This is a genomic window from Orbus hercynius, assembly GCF_003634275.1.
In the GTDB taxonomy this organism is placed as follows: Bacteria; Pseudomonadota; Gammaproteobacteria; order Enterobacterales; family Orbaceae; genus Orbus; species Orbus hercynius.
This window is the reverse complement of record NZ_RBWY01000002.1, coordinates 98,562-115,798: the sequence shown is the minus strand read 5'-3', so window position 1 is coordinate 115,798 and position 17,237 is coordinate 98,562. Positions and strand designations below refer to the sequence as shown.

General features: G+C 38.8%; 17 protein-coding genes. 1 reads left to right on the top strand and 16 read right to left on the bottom strand.

What is annotated here, in order from left to right:
* Positions 1 to 73: 73 nt before the first annotated feature.
* From DES39_RS06080 to putP, 16 genes are all read right to left on the bottom strand, one after another.
* Positions 74 to 622, bottom strand: a complete 549-nt coding sequence (locus DES39_RS06080; protein ID WP_121144901.1) for a YagU family protein — start codon at positions 620 to 622, stop codon at positions 74 to 76.
* A gap of 159 nt (positions 623 to 781) precedes the next feature.
* Entirely contained in the window at positions 782 to 1,876 is a 1,095-nt protein-coding gene (gene pmrB, locus DES39_RS06075) for a two-component system sensor histidine kinase PmrB (protein ID WP_121144900.1), read from the bottom strand.
* Positions 1,877 to 1,890: 14 nt separating this feature from the next.
* Positions 1,891 to 2,556: a two-component system response regulator PmrA gene (gene pmrA, locus DES39_RS06070; protein ID WP_121144899.1), complete on the bottom strand. Its 666-nt coding sequence runs from the start codon at positions 2,554 to 2,556 to the stop codon at positions 1,891 to 1,893.
* Positions 2,553 to 4,232 (bottom strand): phosphoethanolamine transferase EptA, encoded by a 1,680-nt coding sequence (eptA, locus tag DES39_RS06065; RefSeq protein WP_121144898.1) that lies wholly within the window; start codon positions 4,230 to 4,232, stop codon positions 2,553 to 2,555. Before eptA ends, pmrA begins: the two co-directional genes overlap by 4 nt.
* 18 nt (positions 4,233 to 4,250) lie before the next feature.
* On the bottom strand, positions 4,251 to 4,868 hold the full coding sequence (locus DES39_RS06060) for a phosphatase PAP2 family protein (protein WP_121144897.1): 618 nt from the start codon (positions 4,866 to 4,868) through the stop codon (positions 4,251 to 4,253).
* Positions 4,869 to 5,071: 203 nt separating this feature from the next.
* Positions 5,072 to 5,716, bottom strand: a complete 645-nt coding sequence (gene adk, locus DES39_RS06055) for an adenylate kinase (RefSeq protein ID WP_121144896.1) — start codon at positions 5,714 to 5,716, stop codon at positions 5,072 to 5,074.
* A 39-nt stretch (positions 5,717 to 5,755) separates the two neighbouring features.
* Positions 5,756 to 6,004 carry a YfgJ family double zinc ribbon protein gene (locus DES39_RS06050; protein WP_170143359.1) on the bottom strand — a complete coding sequence of 83 codons (249 nt, stop codon included), beginning with the start codon at positions 6,002 to 6,004 and terminating at the stop codon, positions 5,756 to 5,758.
* 1 nt (position 6,005) lies between these two features.
* Entirely contained in the window at positions 6,006 to 7,478 is a 1,473-nt protein-coding gene (gene der / locus DES39_RS06045; RefSeq protein ID WP_121144894.1) for a ribosome biogenesis GTPase Der, read from the bottom strand.
* A gap of 30 nt (positions 7,479 to 7,508) precedes the next feature.
* The gene (gene bamB, locus DES39_RS06040) at positions 7,509 to 8,693 is read right to left on the bottom strand and encodes an outer membrane protein assembly factor BamB (protein WP_121144893.1); all 1,185 of its coding nucleotides are present in this window, start codon (positions 8,691 to 8,693) and stop codon (positions 7,509 to 7,511) included.
* Between the two features lie 32 nt (positions 8,694 to 8,725).
* Positions 8,726 to 9,445, bottom strand: coding sequence for a YfgM family protein (locus tag DES39_RS06035; RefSeq protein ID WP_121144892.1), 720 nt, complete (start codon positions 9,443 to 9,445; stop codon positions 8,726 to 8,728).
* A gap of 1 nt (position 9,446) precedes the next feature.
* Positions 9,447 to 10,748, bottom strand: a complete 1,302-nt coding sequence (gene hisS / locus DES39_RS06030; protein ID WP_121144891.1) for a histidine--tRNA ligase — start codon at positions 10,746 to 10,748, stop codon at positions 9,447 to 9,449.
* 24 nt (positions 10,749 to 10,772) lie between these two features.
* Positions 10,773 to 11,882, bottom strand: coding sequence for a flavodoxin-dependent (E)-4-hydroxy-3-methylbut-2-enyl-diphosphate synthase (gene ispG / locus DES39_RS06025; protein WP_121144890.1), 1,110 nt, complete (start codon positions 11,880 to 11,882; stop codon positions 10,773 to 10,775).
* 213 nt (positions 11,883 to 12,095) lie between these two features.
* Positions 12,096 to 12,554, bottom strand: coding sequence for a helix-turn-helix domain-containing protein (locus DES39_RS06020; RefSeq protein ID WP_121144889.1), 459 nt, complete (start codon positions 12,552 to 12,554; stop codon positions 12,096 to 12,098).
* A gap of 59 nt (positions 12,555 to 12,613) precedes the next feature.
* A complete protein-coding gene (gene pdxY / locus DES39_RS06015) occupies positions 12,614 to 13,480 on the bottom strand; it encodes a pyridoxal kinase PdxY (protein WP_121144888.1) in 867 nt (288 codons plus the stop codon).
* Positions 13,481 to 13,490: 10 nt separating this feature from the next.
* Positions 13,491 to 14,771: a tyrosine--tRNA ligase gene (tyrS, locus tag DES39_RS06010; RefSeq protein WP_121144887.1), complete on the bottom strand. Its 1,281-nt coding sequence runs from the start codon at positions 14,769 to 14,771 to the stop codon at positions 13,491 to 13,493.
* Positions 14,772 to 14,954: 183 nt separating this feature from the next.
* Positions 14,955 to 16,445 (bottom strand): sodium/proline symporter PutP, encoded by a 1,491-nt coding sequence (putP, locus tag DES39_RS06005; protein WP_211324645.1) that lies wholly within the window; start codon positions 16,443 to 16,445, stop codon positions 14,955 to 14,957.
* A gap of 148 nt (positions 16,446 to 16,593) precedes the next feature.
* Here putP and nth point away from each other — a divergent pair, with 148 nt between their 5' ends.
* A complete protein-coding gene (gene nth, locus DES39_RS06000) occupies positions 16,594 to 17,232 on the top strand; it encodes an endonuclease III (protein ID WP_121144886.1) in 639 nt (212 codons plus the stop codon).
* Positions 17,233 to 17,237: the final 5 nt, after the last annotated feature.

The following is a 17,237-nucleotide window of genomic DNA, read 5'->3' as shown; positions in this document are numbered from 1 at the left end:
ACATAGAATAAAATTTAAAGCCATATCAATGATATGGCTTTTTTAGTATCTGGATATATAGCGCAAAGCGACACTATTGTCGCCAAACGCCTCTGATCGGACGAGCAAAGTGAGCTAGAACAGCAATTAGACAAATCTCAATTGAAGCGGCCCAATAAATATGACCCAGAATTTCACTCCAGAGTTCATAGCCATTAAGGTTCCATAACCAACCAACCGCGCCATTATCATAAGCTGGGTTTCTAAAACCAAGTAATGGGATTAAAAAACCATGCATCACGACGGTAATGATAATGCCATACAAAGCACCATACCAAAGTCTGATTTTGTTACAAAAATAAGATATATAGACATAAACAAATGCAAAGGCAAAGCTAAATAACCAATGATAAAGCGTCACCGCACCTAGCACTGATGTATTTTGATAAATATAATCGAGTGAGTGTGAGTCGATACCGATCCAACCTAGCCATGCATCAATATGTGCTGCTGGTGGTGAGATTTCACCCGGTTGTCTTGGTGGCATGTTAACCTCTGAGCCCCATTTGACTAGAGAGCTAAAAAATCCCCCTAAAATCGTGGTCCAGATAATAATCTGACGATTCACTTTATTCTTAAACATACAGTATATCCCCTTATTAAATTATGGCAGAAATAGTATAGGGCAAAATCGTTTGAAAGAAAAAATAAAACCGTTTTTTGTTAATGATATCTTAAATAAGTATTACTTATGGTTAACTACAGATAGATCACTACGAATTATTATTAGTGGTGATGTGATTTAGTAATTAAATAGACACTGCACGATTGTACCTTGTTGGCCATCATCACGATTTTTTAGAATTAACTCACCTTTATGCAGTTTTATGATGCGCTGGACGATACTCAGCCCTAAACCAATGCCTTTGTGCCGGCGATCCATTCTAAAAAAAGCTTCGGTTAATTGGGATATTTTATTTTCATCAAGCCCTGGACCTTGATCTTTAACTTCTAGCATCATTTGGTGATTATTATAGCGATAACTATCAATAATAATTTCACTGTTTGGTGGGCTATAGCGGGAGGCATTTTCAACTAAATTACGAATCAGTAAGCATACGAGTATATTATCACCTTGAAAAATAACATCTTTATCAGACTGTTGCCAAGTTAACGTTTGACCTTTGAGACGGACCATTTCACTTAATTCATTCGCCAACAGTGGCATTGTATTGTTTTGAAAGTGAATGAGTTGCTCATCGCCAGTAATAAATCGTTGGCTAGCTCTTGCCAGTGTTAGCAGCTGCTCAACGGTATTGACTAATCTATCTATTCGTTCGATTAGCTCCTGACAATTGATATGATGAGTGCGTTCGAGTAATTCTAAATGTAGGCGGATTCCTGCTAATGGCGTACGCAGTTCATGAGCAACATCGGCAGTAAAAAGCCGCTCTTGTTGTAGCGTTTCATTTAGGCGGTAGAATAAGCCATTGAGCGCCGATGAGATGGCCTTAATTTCATGCATTTTACTAAACGAATTAATCGGATTGAGATCTTCTGCTGCGCGTTTTACTAAGTCTTGTTGTAATAACTCGAGTGGTTTGGTAATGCGTTTGATTGCTTGATAGGCGAGCAGCAGCGTGACAGACATGATAACAAAAGTGGATGTTAATAACGCAAAGATGGCTTCGATCTCTTCATGCCGAACCTTGGCTTGGCTAATTTCTTGGCTTAAGGTTAAATCAACCAGTAGATCTATCTGTTCTTTACTTTCATGCCATAACCAAAAGACAGTAATCAATTGGCAAACTAGCATGATTAGACCAAGCGTTACAAACAAGTTCCAGCGAATACTGTATTTTAGATGATTAATCTTGTCGATGATATTTATGTTCATTGTACCGCTCATTATTAATTAATCTCTAGCGTAAATTGATAACCATAACCGCGAATAGTACGAATATAGTGTTTACCAATTTTTTGCCGTAAACTGTGAATATGGACTTCTAACACATTTGAGCTAGGATCGCTATTCCAATTATAGAGATCATTTTGCAGTATATCCCGGTGCACTTGTTGCTCAGCTTTACTCATCAAGCGGGTTAAAATTGCAAATTCCTTGCTTGTTAAAGGGATGACTGTTTGGTTAAACTGAACTTGTTGCTGCCTAAGATCAAGTAAAAAAGGCCCACAGTGAATCTGATTATCAATTTGTCCTTGATTACGGCGGATTAACGCCCTGACGCGTGCTAGTAGCTCTGTTAGTGCAAAGGGTTTGATCAAGTAATCATCGGCACCCAAATCAAGGCCCTCTACACGGTCTTCGATGGTATCTCGAGCGGTTAAAATCAGCACCGGTATGGCATTTTTTTGTTTGCGCCAGTGTGATAATAACTGTAATCCATCACAGTCAGGTAGCCCGAGATCGAGTATCACTAAGCTAAATTGTGACATCTCCATAAATTGACTCGCTTGTTGGCCATTCTCGGCGACTTCACATACAAAACCTTCTGCGGTAAGTGCGCTATATAGCCCCTTTTGTAAGAGGCTATCATCTTCAGTAATGAGTATTTTCATAAAGGTTTCACCATCTCGCCTTGATTCGCTATTTGGCAGCGGCTTAAGAGGTTAAGTTGTGGTTGATATTGTGTTGTTTTAATATTAAACATTCCGAGCAAAGAATGGAATAAATTATCTTGCGAAAACTGATCATTTTTTGCTTGTTGACTTAAGCAGTCGGTATCAATATTTTCTTGCTGCTGATATTTATCTGATAGCCAAATGAGCAGTGGAATTTGTGTTTGGTATTTTGGTGCAACCGAATACGGCATACCATGTAAATAGATATTACTCTCTCCTAATGATTCACCGTGATCGGAAAGATACATTAACGAGGTATTATAGCGGTCATCATAGCTTTTTAGTAAGTTAATTGCCTGATTAATAATCGAATCAGTGTAAGCAATCGTATTATCATAAGTATTAATTAAGGCTTCTTGTGAGCAGCGATTAATTTCGTTGGTATCACAAGTTGGCGTGAATTTTTTGTATTCATCGGGATAGCGCTGATAATAAGTTGGTCCGTGACTGCCAATGGTATGTAAGACAATTAAGGTATCGCTTTTAATATTATCTAAATACTGTGGTAAATCAGAAAACAATATATCGTCATAGCATACTCCGTCACGACACTGTTTGAAATTATTTTTATATTTTTCAGTAATATCAACATTGGGTACGCGATCGCAAACACCTTTACAGCCACTATCATTATCAACCCATAAAATATTGATGCCGGCTTTTTGTAGAATATCTAGCGCATTAGATTGTTTATTAGCAAGCTGTGGTTCATAGTTCTCACGCGTCATATTTGAAAACATGCATGGTAGTGAATAGGCCGTTGCTGTGCCACAAGATGAAGTGTTTTGGAAATAAATAACGTTTTGTTTAGCCAGTAAGCTATTGGTTGGTTTGTCATAACCGCCTAAAGAGAAATTATTGGCGCGCGCCGTTTCACCAACAATTAAGATCATTACATTTTTTTGACCATTGGTATTTTTGATCGGTACTTGATAAGCATCATCGCCGAGCTCAGTGAACGGAATGCGCTGATATTGTAAGTAGTTATATTGATTATAGACTGCCACAATATAATTTGATGGCATTAAATATTTGATAATACCGTTATTATTACGCATAAATGTGGCGTAGTTTTTATAAAAAAACATGGCGACTAAGGCAATAACTGCGATTGAGAGGATAATGGTTATCATTCTGCGTAATAGATAATAGGTCCATTTTTTTATCGGTTTTACTCGGACAAAGAGAATCAATAGTGAGGGTAAAATACCCAAAATGATCACATTAATGATTAAGCTTGGCGTAACAAGTGCAAACGATTCAGCTTGGTTAGTATCGAGTGCATTTTGTAACATATCACGATCGATCATGATGCTATAAGTTGACATAAAATAACTAAGCCATGCGCCGATAATAACTAGTAAGCAAGCGATGAGTTTGATCAGTTTGGGAAAAATGAACACACTCAGTAAGGCGCTGATGACACAAAAAACTACAATCGGCATCGTGCAGAAAAATAATACGTCATCAAGACTATTAATGGATAAAGCGGATAGTACGTGCTTATAGTAGGTAAAATTTAAAAATGTGGCTTGATAAAAGGCGATAAGGCTTACTAGCAGTGAGACCGATATCGCTTTTTGTCTAAACAGTGTGTAGATTTTTTTTAGCATAATAATGTGTTCTTATTGTTATGAGTTTGAGTTTTTTGTGATGTGTTTGAGTACTTTAAATTTCATCATGATAGTCGATAACGATGTGTGAATTTTAGTAAATCGCTGAGTTAAATTAAACCAGTTGCGCTGCACAATATAAGCACTTAATGCACTTACTACTATTCCGGCGGTAATATCTAATGGCCAATGTACCCCAAGATAGATTCGTGACCAACAGATAACCATCGCAACGAATAAGCAGGCAATAAATGCATATTTTTGCATAATTTGCTGTTTTGAATCGTTAAACAGTGCAAAGGTAATGGCAAAAATAAATACAGCATGCTTACTTGGGAAAGAGTTACTGCTCGAATGCGATAAAAAATTAGTGCCAATTGACAGCTCAAAAGGTCTTGGTGAACTAATGAAAGTGCGTAAGATAGCGGCTATGATTAATGCCGTTAATGTTGTTAACGCTATTTTGGCAATTAAGTTTCTGCTAGCGGGGTTTTTAAACCAGCAGACTAACATGATAATAATCGGTGCATAAATTAAATACTCAGCACAAAAAACAGCGAAAGAAATCATCGATTTTGATGCATTTGGTGTCGCATTAATGAGCATGAAGAGTTGTGTATTAATTGTGTTTAACATTGTTTATACCTTTCATATAGCAAAATAAACTGATGGATGAAAGTATAGATTTTGAAGCTTAAGAAAACCTTAAGGTGAGATGTTTTATGAAATGTGTAGCAAGATTAATATAACAAATTGATATAGCTTGATTTTATATTTGATGGTAGATAAAAAACGAGCGCGAAAGCATCGCGCTCATTATCGGCATTACTTGGCAATATTTACTTTAAAATAGTTGATAGTGCTTTAGTCACCATTGGTACTGGCTGAGTTCCATCAACTTTGAAGTATTGCGTATGACCCAGTTTAGCTTCATGTTGATAGTAATTGATTAACGGCTTAGTTAATTGATGATATTCGACTAAGCGTTTACTCACGATTTCTTCGCTGTCATCTTTACGAATAGTCAGCGCTTCACCAGTGATATCATCAATTCCTTCGGTTTTCGGTGGATTATATTTAGTATGATATACTCGGCCAGATGGCGCATGGATGCGGCGTCCGCTCATTCTATCGATGATAACTTCATCTGGCACATCGAACTCTAAAACGTAATCAACGGTAATACCGGCAGCTTTCATGGCATCTGCTTGTGGCACAGTGCGCGGAAATCCGTCTAATAAAAAGCCCTTTTTACAGTCTGCTTGCGCAATACGTTCTTTGACTAAAGCGATAACCAGTTCATCAGTAACTAATTTACCTGCATCCATCAACTCTTTGGCTTGTAAACCTAGTGATGTGCCGGCTTTCACTGCCGCTCTTAACATATCACCGGTTGAGATTTGAGGAATGCCATATTGCTGCATAATAAACTGAGCTTGTGTGCCTTTTCCTGCGCCTGGTGCACCTAATAAAATAATTCGCATTGAAGATAACCTCTTTCGTCTTTAATTTGTTTAACTTAGCTATTGTGCTAGATACTGATATATCACTTTACTGCCAGATATTAATCCATCGGTTTGGCATAAATAGTTAATTGCACCGCAGCCTTTTATTTGCTCTAACGTTTTGTTACAGATAGGGCAAATATAGTTTTCATAATAGTGCTGTGCACATACTTGGCAATAATAGTCCCTTGGGCTTTGTTGTTGCATCGACTGGTGACAGGTTGGACATATTCCCTCTGCCACCATATTCTGTGCTACTTCGGTCATACTAGCGGCGTCCCCTGCTCTTAACATGTTTTAGTAAACGTCGTCGTTTACGCTGTTGAGACGTGGTTAATGAGTTCTTTTTGCCTTCATAAGGGTTATTACCTTCTTTAAATTGAACGCGAATTGGTGAACCCATTATTTTTAATGAACGTCTAAAATAGTTCATCAAATAACGCTTATAAGAGTCAGGTAAGTCAGTGACTTGGTTACCATGTATGACCACAATTGGTGGATTATAACCTCCAGCATGAGCATATTTTAATTTAACTCGGCGACCTTGTACTAATGGTGGTTGATGATCATCTTGTGCCATCTGCATGATTTTAGTCAGTAACGCTGTATTGACACGCCTTGTTGCACAGTCATAAGCTTCTTGAATGGAATCAAATAAGTTACCAACGCCGCTACCATGCAGGGCTGAAATAAAATGTAAACGCGCAAAATCAATAAAATCTAATCGATCATCAAGCGTCGTTTTAATTTGTTCTCTGACGTCTTGAGCTAAGCCATCCCATTTATTGACAGCAATAACGAGGGAACGCCCGCTGTTAATAATAAATCCTAATAGTGATAAATCTTGATCGGCTATCCCTTCTCTAGCATCAATCACTAAAATAACAACGTTCGCATCTTCAATTGCTTGCAGCGTTTTGATCACTGAGAATTTTTCAACGGTTTCCGATATTTTACCGCGCTTTCTAACACCAGCGGTGTCAATCAACACGTATTCGCGTTCATCTCGAGTCATCGGGATGTAAATACTATCACGGGTAGTACCTGGCATATCATAAACAACAACGCGATCTTCACCTAAGATACGATTGGTTAGCGTCGATTTACCAACATTTGGTCTGCCGACGATTGCGACTTTAATCGGCTGATTAATCAGGCTTTCGACATCATCTAAGATGGAATCATCATAGGATTCAGGCAGATCGTGCCGATCATCATCTTCATCGTTAAAGACGGTTTGATCTTCAAATTCAAAAATAGGATCTAACACGGTTTCGATCAATGTGGTAACACCACGTCCATGACTTGCTGCGATCGGATACACATCTCCTAGCCCCAATTCATAAAATTCATTCATTACCACGTCTGCATCTAAACCGTCAGTTTTATTCACAACCAAAAATGTTGGTTTTTCGCGGCTACGTAAGTGTTTAGCAATCGCATGATCCGCAGGCATAACGCCTGCGCGGGCATCAACCATAAATAAAACGATATCAGCTTCTTCGATTGCTTGTAAGGACTGCTCGGCCATAAAGCTTTCGATACCTTCTTCGCTACCGTCAATACCACCAGTATCGATCACAATATATTCATGCCCTTGAATTTCGGCTCGGCCATACTTACGATCGCGAGTAAGGCCTGGAAAATCAGCGACAAGCGCATCTCGTGTTTTTGTTAATTTATTAAATAATGTTGATTTTCCTACATTTGGACGACCAACTAATGCAATGACCGGTATCATGTCAATTCTCTTTTTAAAGGCTATTAAATGTTATTTTTGGCTATAGGCATAAACATTACCATTTTTAGCCTGAATAATAATTTTATCGTCAGCGACAATTGGTTTAGCGGCTAAACCACTACTGCTAACTTGTGTTTTTGATACAATATCGCCTGAGCTGATATCAATGAGGTAAAGATAGCCTTCAAAATCACCAACCACGACATAATTTTGATAAATGACGGGATCGGTTAATTGTCTATGTAATAAGTCAGATTGTTTCCAGATGACGGTACCACCATTTTTAGATAGCGCATAAACATTATCATCTTGATCTACCACAACAATATGATTTTGTTGGATAACAAAACTGTGTGTTGAGCCTAGCGCTTTCTTCCAAACCGTTGAACCATTACTTAAGTCAAGTGCAACGATATTACCGTTATAGCCAATGGCGTACACTAAACCTTGTTCTATAATAGGGGTTGTATCAACGTCGTTAAGTTTAGCAATTTCAGTTGAGCCTTGTGGTTGAGAGATACGTTGTTGCCAAATTAGTTGTCCATCTTTGGCAAAATAAGCATTAACATGACCATCATCATCACCCAGTACGATCGCACCATAAGCGGCAGCTGGCGTCGATTGGCCTCTCAATGTTAGAGCGGGAATCTCCATGTTTGTTTCCCAAACATTATCACCACTATCTTGGGCTAATGCTTGTAAATACCCATTTGCCGTATTAATTATGACATTATTATCTACCGAAATCGGTTTGGCCAGTACTTCGCCTTTTACCGATTTTTGCCAAATAATAGCTCCGGTACTTTTATCTAATGCGTAAGCTTGAGCGCGTTCACTACCTAAATAGACATGTTTATCATCAGCGCTAACGCCACCTGAGAGCAGCGCAGATTGACTGCGAAATAGCGAGCTATTTGATAAATCGACATTCCACAGCGTTTTACCGCTTGCCAGTTCAATCGCTTTTACTTGGCCACTTCGCCCTGCAGCATAAACAATATTGTTATTAACCGTCGGAGATAACAAAGAATATATTTTTGCATTACCAGATAAACTATTACTCCAGATTTGGTTTAATGGAAATAGCGTTTGAGTTTCTGGAGATGGCGAGACAGTAATGGTATCTTCTTCACCACCAAAAAGTGAACAGCCCGTTGTCATTGAGGCTAACGATACCACTAATGCACTAGCTAAAAAATATTTACGCAAATTCATGTTATTTCCCTACAAATAAGTGTTTTTACATACTACGGTTGCGGTTTTTGTTCGCTTGTTACGGCTTGATTACTTTTAGCCTCTTGCGCCACTTGTTGCTTTGCCAGAGCATCTTGTTCTGCTAGTAAATACTCAGCACGATTCAGTTTTAGCTTAATACTTTTTTCTAAATCAGCGGTTGGTTTAGACGATAATGCTACATTATAAGCATTACAGGCTTGTTGATAGTGTTCTGTTTTTACGAATATATCGCCACGGATATCATTAACGATAACTGACCAATTTTCGTTAGTAACTTTATCAAGTGTTTTTAAGCTTTCATCATATTTGCCAAGTTGATATTGTAATCTTGCAAGGCGAATATTGATAATTGCAAGCACGGGCTCTGAATCAGTTTTTTTGCTGGCATCGGTAAGTAATGTTTCAGCACCAGCATAATCTTTAAGATCTTGCACATAAATTTGTGCTGCTTTCAAGCTAGCAAACACACTATAAATGGTATCGGTATTTTTAGCGAAAGCAATTAGCTCATCAATTTCAGTTGTTGCTGAGTTATCGGCGGCTAATTTAGAGAGTAATTGCTCATATTGATCTGATGCTACTGTGATTTTTTCGACTTGGTAAGATTGCCAGTATCGCCATCCCCAAAAGGCAAGTAGCCCAATGACTATCACGGCAATAAATATTTTCCATGTTTTAGTAAAAAATTCTCTCATTGCTAGAAATTGATCTTCACTATCAGAATGACTCACGTTATTCTCCCTTTTCCAGTATTTCTAAACATTTTTCAGCAATCATCTCTTGTGGTAGTGCATATTGATTGCCTGTTTGTAATTCTTTGATCACAGCTGTATTTTCTAGCGCTTCATTGCCGCCGATAATTACTGCAATTTTAGCGCCGTATTTGTCTGCTTTCGTAAATTGTTTTTTAAAATTGGTTGTGCCATAGTTGGTCATAATACGTTTTTCGGGCATTATATCACGAATTTTTTCGGCTAATTGTTGAGCGATTGCGGTAGTATGCTTGCCTTCAATTAATTCGGCAGATGATATCATATAAACATCAATAGTATTATCATTTTTCAACGTGTTGTTGACGGTTTGAATAAGTAATACTAAGCGTTCAAATCCAATGGCAAATCCAACGCCTGGTGTTGCTTGCCCACCAAGTTGGCTAACTAATCCATCATAGCGCCCCCCCCCACAGACGGTCCCTTGCGCACCAAGGCTATTTGTCACCCATTCAAAAACAGTACGATTATAGTAATCAAGGCCTCGCACTAAGCGCTGATTAACGGTGTAGTTGATTCCTGCATTATTAAGTAGTTGACATAAACCATCAAAATGATTTTTAGATTCACTATCTAAATAATCGAATAATTTTGGTGCATTATTGAGTATTTCTTGTAAGCTAGGATTTTTAGAGTCAAGCACACGTAACGGGTTGGTATACATACGGCGCTTACAATCTTCATCAAGCTGCTCTTTATGCGCTTCTAAATATTGCACTAAAGCGTGTTTATATTCAGCCCTCGCTTCTAATGAACCAATGCTATTGAGCTCTAATGATGTATGTTGGTCAATGCCTAATGCTTTCCACAATCTAGCGGTTAGTATGATTAATTCCGCATCAATCCCGGGTCCTTCAAGACCAAACACCTCAACACCGAATTGATGAAATTGACGATAACGTCCTTTTTGTGGTTTTTCGTATCGAAATGCAGGACCAAAATACCATAATCGTTGTTCTTGGTTATATAATAATCCATGCTCAATACCTGCGCGCACGCAGCCAGCCGTTAGCTCTGGTCGTAGTGTGATACTTTCATCATTACGATCATTAAAGGTATACATCTCTTTTTCTACGATATCGGTAACTTCACCGACTGCGCGTTTAAAAAGCCCAGTATCTTCCACAATAGGGGTACGAATTTCATTATAACCGTAGCTATTTAGAATCATTTTGACGGTTTTTTCGACCTGTTGCCAAAGCGCACTTTCTGTTGGGAGTAAATCATTCATCCCTCGAATAGATTGTATTTTTTTCTCTGCCATTTTTAATTCACTAATAGAAGTTAATTATTCAGTTTTAATGTCGATTTTATTGGCTAAAAGCTGGGCTTTAGCGCGAATTTTTGTTTCTAATTCATCGATCATTGCATCATTATCGATTCTTGCAATTCTAACGCCATCTTCATAAAAACCACTTTTCTTGTTGCCACCCGCAACACCCATTGTTGAGGCTAAAGCTTCTCCTGGACCGTTTACAACGCAGCCAATAATCGAAATATCCATTGGCGTAATAATATCTTCTAGTCGTCGTTCTAGTTCGTTGACGGTATTAATGACATCAAACTCTTGCCTTGAACACGTTGGGCAGGCAATAAAGTTTATACCGCGCGAACGGATGCGTAATGATTTTAATATATCGAATCCAACTTTGACTTCTTCCGCCGGATCGGCCGCAAGTGATACACGCAGTGTATCGCCAATGCCTTCGGCAAGTAGCATTCCTAAGCCAATTGCGGATTTGATGGAGCCACTTCTTGCCCCACCTGCTTCAGTAATACCTAAATGTAGTGGTTGTTTAATTTGTGTTGCAAGTAGACGATAAGCGGCAATTGCGGTAAATACGTCAGAAGCTTTAACACTGACCTTAAATTGATCAAAATTGAGTTTATTTAAAATTTCAACGTGACGCATTGCTGATTCAACGATTGCTTCAGGCGTTGGCTCACCATATTTTTCTTGAATATCTTTTTCAAGAGAACCCGCATTGACACCAATACGAATAGGAATATTGTTATCTCGAGCGCATTCCACAACGCTACGGATACGGCTTTCGTTACCAATATTCCCTGGATTGATACGTAAACAGTCTACGCCATATTCTGCGACTTTCAGTGCAATACGATAATCAAAATGAATATCAGCGATTAATGGTACATTTACTTGTTGTTTTATTAGCTTAAATGCTTCCGCAGCCTCAAGTGTTGGCACGGACACTCGCACAATATCAACGCCAACTCGCTCAAGTGATTGAATTTGTGCAACGGTTTTTTCGACATCAGTTGTACGTGTGTTTGTCATTGATTGAACCGCAATTGGTGCACCAGCACCAATGGGTACATTACCCACATAAATTCGGGTGGATTCTCGTCGCTTAATTGGTGAATCCGAATAGCTCATACATCAGCCTAACTAGAATAAAATAATTTGCGCTAATCTTAGCAAGATTTATCAAAAATGTCTGTAAGTAATAGGAAAAATTAGCTGGGTAGTGTTTTGTTTCAAAATATGGGTAGTGTAGGTAAAAAATACTAAGTATTACGGATAGATTATTCCTTAAAATAATCCTATCCGTTTAAGTGAGTGATATAAAAAATCTATTCATTCGTTATTTTAGCTATTCGTTGATGGTGTTTTAGAGATATAGTGAGTAACTTCTATAAGCTCACTTTTATTATCTTGCCAAGTGAAAAATGCCGTCACGCCAACGATGATTACCAAAATAAAAATACTGATAAATAATAATCTTTTACCATTACGTTTGTTTTGCTCTTTATTGGAATAATTCTTCATCGTGTTTGATGATTGTTGATTGGATAATTGGTCTAGATACTCTTGGTATTCTGTTACCGGTAAGCCAACAATTGTGGCATAGTGTTTAATATAACCTCTTAAAAAAACGGCGGGAGCATTCACTGTTTTATCTAGTTCAATATCTTCTATTATCGAAGTTTTAACGTGTATCTTGCTGGCAATATTACGCTGCGTTAATCCTTGCTCTAGGCGCAAATTTGCTAGTTTTTTTCCTAATGAAACAGTAGGTGCTTCAGATTCGGTTATTTCTTCTTTCATTAGTCTATCCTCACAATCATAGTCAGGTTTGAAGCAGCTATCCTTACTGCTTTTTTATTTCAATCTATTTTTGTTGCTGTAAAGTATTGGCTCGGTTTAGCTATTTCATCTTGAGCGGCAACAAGTTGCAGCTCATATTGATGGCGTTTTAATGTCTCAAGCATCACGGCATAAACCGATGATGTAGTATGTTCGAAAGCTGTCACTAATGATTTACCTAACAAAATATTGGCGATAAATAGACCACTGGTCATATCACCAACACCGACAGGTTGCCGCGCGCCAAAATCAACGAGTGGTCGATGTATGTGCCAAGCTTCATCTGGCGTGACAAGTAACATTTCAAAACGATCTTTTTGGTACCCAGCTCGACTTAAATGCTTAACTAAGATTGTTTTTGGGCCTTTTTGGCATAAATTACGACAAGCAATAACCGCTTCATCTACACTATGAATGGTTTGCTTGCCATTGAGTTCTTCAAGTTCTAACACATTTGGTGACATGATGTCACTAATTGGCAAGGCAATATTACATAAAAATTCTGATACACCTGGCGCAACAAAACAGCCTTTTTCAGGGTGGCCCATAACGGGATCACAGATATACATAGCATTAGGATTTGCTACTTTGACTTTTTTGACTATCTCGATAATCGCATTACCTTGTTCCGGTGAACCCATATAGCCGCTCAGTACGGCATCGCAGTTTTTGAGTTCATCAATTGCACTAATTCCATCAGCAATATCAACAAGGTGATCTGCTGGCATCACGCTACCTGTCCACTGGCGATACTGCGTATGATTCGAAAATTGTACGGTATTAAGTGGCCAGACATTCACTCCCAAGCGACGCATTGGAAACTCTGCGGCACTATTGCCCGCATGGCCAAAAACAACATGAGATTGAATGGATAAAATGTTCTTCATGTGTTTTCCTTTATTTGGCTGATGGCCAAATTAATAAACAGTAGTACTTTTTACCGCGACGAAGTAATGTATAACGCTGGTACAATTTATCCGCTTCAGTAAATTTATAGTCTGCCGCAGAGTGTTTCTCACCATTAATCGAAATGGCATTCGATTCAATCATGGTTCGTGCTTGACCACGTGAAGGCGCCAATCCTGCATTAACAAGTGCTTGTTGTAAGTCAGCATCATTTTCCAGATTAACAATTGGCATGCCATCTTGTTCTAATTGAGCGAAATCATCTTGGGATAAATCTTTTAAAGAACCCGAGAATAGGCTATCTGTAATTCTTTTCGCTGCGATTAAGCCTTTTTCGCCATGAACTAATTGGGTGACTTGCTCAGCAAGCACATATTGCGCTCTTGGTGCACTATTGCTATTTTTATCTTCTTCTTCTATCGCATCGATCTCATCTAATGACATAAAGGTGAAGAATTTAAGGAAACGATAGACATCCGAGTCAGCGGTATTGATCCAGAATTGGTAAAATTTATATGGGCTGGTTTTTTTCGGATTAAGCCAGATTGCGCCACTTTCGGTTTTACCAAATTTCGTGCCATCTGATTTCGTGATAAGTGGTACGGTTAGGCCATATACTTGTTGTTGATGTAAACGTCTGGTTAAATCAATCCCTGAGGTAATGTTGCCCCATTGGTCAGAACCGCCGATTTGTAGCGTGACATTGTGCGCTTTATTCAGGCAAGAGAAATCATAAGATTGTAGAAGATTATAAGCAAATTCAGTGAATGAAATACCAACATCGTCACGTTCAATACGTTGTTTAACCGCTTCTTTACTGATCATGGCATTAACGGAGAAGTATTTGCCGATATCACGTAAAAAGGTTAGTACGTCCATGTTACCAAACCAGTCATAGTTATTAACGACGGTTGCTGAATTATCGCCACAAGCAAAATCAAGGAAAGGTGACACTTGTTGCTTAATTTTATCGGCCCAATCTTGCACGATATCGGTGGTATTTAATTTACGTTCAACGGCTTTAAAACTTGGATCACCAATTAAGCCGGTTGCACCGCCAACTAAGGCAACGGGTTTATGTCCAGCTTCTTGAAAACGTTTTAAGCATAATAGGGGAACAAGGTGACCTAAATGTAGGCTATCAGCGGTTGGATCAAAACCACAATATAAGGCGATAGGGCCTTTCATTAACTGCTCAGTAAGTGCATTCTCATCCGTGATTTGCGCAATAAGACCGCGTTCTTTTAGTTGTTTGATCACATTTGTTGCCATAGTATTACCCTATCTTTTAGTCTCTTAATCGTAAAATAAATTTGTGACATTGGAGTGAACCAATAAATTTGGTTGAAGTATACTCCATTCTCATAATAATGTCTTTTTTTGTCTACAATTTGTCATGTTATTCTGTAGTTAAGCAGATGACATGACAAATCAAAATTTATGCTTTGTTTATTATCAATATTCACTTTTATGATGATATAACTTGTAAGCCGTATCAAACTGGGCCAGAACGCTCGCTTCTGGTTTTTTCCCTAGCAAGCTGACAATAATAATTGCCAAAGATGAAAAGGCAAAGCCAGGAATCAATGAATACAACTCAAACCAGTTAAATTGAATCCACACCAGTACCGTAATTGCTCCCACCAACATGCCGGCTAAGGCGCCGTTACGGGTCATTCTTTGCCAAAAAACAGAAAAAACAATAATCGGTCCAAACGCAGCGCCAAATCCAGCCCAAGCGTCACTGACTAAACCAAGGACACTATTATCTGGATTGAGTGCGAGCAAAATAGCGATAATGGCAACCACTAATACCATCGCGCGGCCCACCCAAACCAGCTCTTTTTGCTTCGCTTTGGGTCTAAAAAATGCACGATATAAATCTTCAGTAATGGCACTTGAACTGACCAATAATTGACAACTGAGTGTACTCATGACTGCCGCTAAAATAGCAGCAAGTAAAACACCGGCAACCCAAGGATTGAATAGCAGTTTCGATAGTTCAATAAAAATGCGTTCTTCTTTGCCATTATCGATTAGATAGCTAAATTCAGGATGGCTGGAGAAATAGGCAATACCAAAGAACCCGACGGTAATTGCGCCAGCTAAACATAAAACCATCCATGTCATGCTAATTCGACGCGCGTTTTTCATGACATCATGTGATCCTGCTGCCATAAATCTGGCCAGAATATGGGGCTGACCAAAATAACCTAATCCCCAGCCAAGCAGCGAGATGATGGCGATGAAATCCATATTGGCAAATAGATTGAGGTATTGCGGATTAAGCGTACCAATTGCATCAATCGTATCACTGACGCTACCGCAAGAGATAATAACCATAATCGGTGTTAAAATCAGTGCAAACATCATTAAACTTGCTTGCACGGTATCGGTCCAACTGACTGCTAAGAATCCGCCAACAAAGGTGTATAAAATGGTGGCACCAGCGCCGGCCAGCATGGCCCAGCCATAGCTCAGTCCGAAGGTACTTTGAAATAATTTTGCGCCAGCGACAATGCCTGATGCACAGTAGATAGTAAAAAATACCAGAATGATGATGGCAGAAATTAATCGTAGTAAGGAGCTGTGATCGTTAAAACGACGAGTGAAATAATCGGGTAATGTCAATGCGTTATGGTTGACTTCGGTAAATACGCGTAATCGACCGGCAATGAGTAGCCAGTTAAAATAGGCACCAATAATTAGACCAATTGCAATCCAGCTTTTTGAAATACCAAATAAAAAAACCGCGCCAGGTAATCCCATTAATAACCAGCCGCTCATATCTGATGCACCGGCGGATAATGCGGTAACGAAGCTGCCTATTTTCCTGCCACCAAGTATATAGTCGCCAAAATTTTTGGTCGAGCGAAAAGCGCAGAAGCCAATCGCTATCATGCCTATAATATAGATGGCAAATGTTACAATCATCGGTAAAGACATAGTGGTATTTTTTTCCTAAAAAACAGTTAGCGCAACAGCTTATCATAGATTAAACGCAGCCAAAAGAACTAACCATAAGGATATTGATACAATTTCAAACAATTATTGTTATACTATAAACAAAGTATTTTCGATAAAAGATAAGATTGTGAAACAAAAAACCCGTATAGAAGTATTAGAGCGTTTACAAAAACATATTGAAGATCCGACGACAGAGCTGGTATATCATTCTTCTTTTGAACTGTTAATTGCGGTATTACTATCCGCGCAGGCAACGGATGTGAGCGTCAACAAAGCGACTAAACCGTTATTTGCTGTTGCCAATACGCCTGAGAGTATATTGGCTTTAGGGCTTGAGCAGTTAAAAGGTTACATTCGTACGATAGGGCTTTATAATAGCAAAGCGGAAAATATTCTTAAGACTTGCCAAATTCTGATTGATAAACATCAAAGTGAAGTGCCTGAAAATTTTGACGCTTTAGTTGCACTGCCGGGGGTTGGCCGTAAAACGGCGAATGTGGTACTCAATACCGCTTTTGGCTGGCCAACGATTGCCGTTGATACCCATATTTTTCGCGTCTGTAATCGTACCGGGTTTGCGCCGGGCAAAAATGTTGAAGCCGTCGAGGCGCACTTGTTAAAAGTGGTACCTGATGAGTATAAGATTAATTGTCATCACTGGTTTATTTTACATGGGCGCTATACCTGCATCGCGCGAAAACCGCGCTGCGGTGCTTGTGTGATTGAAGATTTGTGTGACTTTAAAGAGAAGGTTTATCCTGAGTAATACGT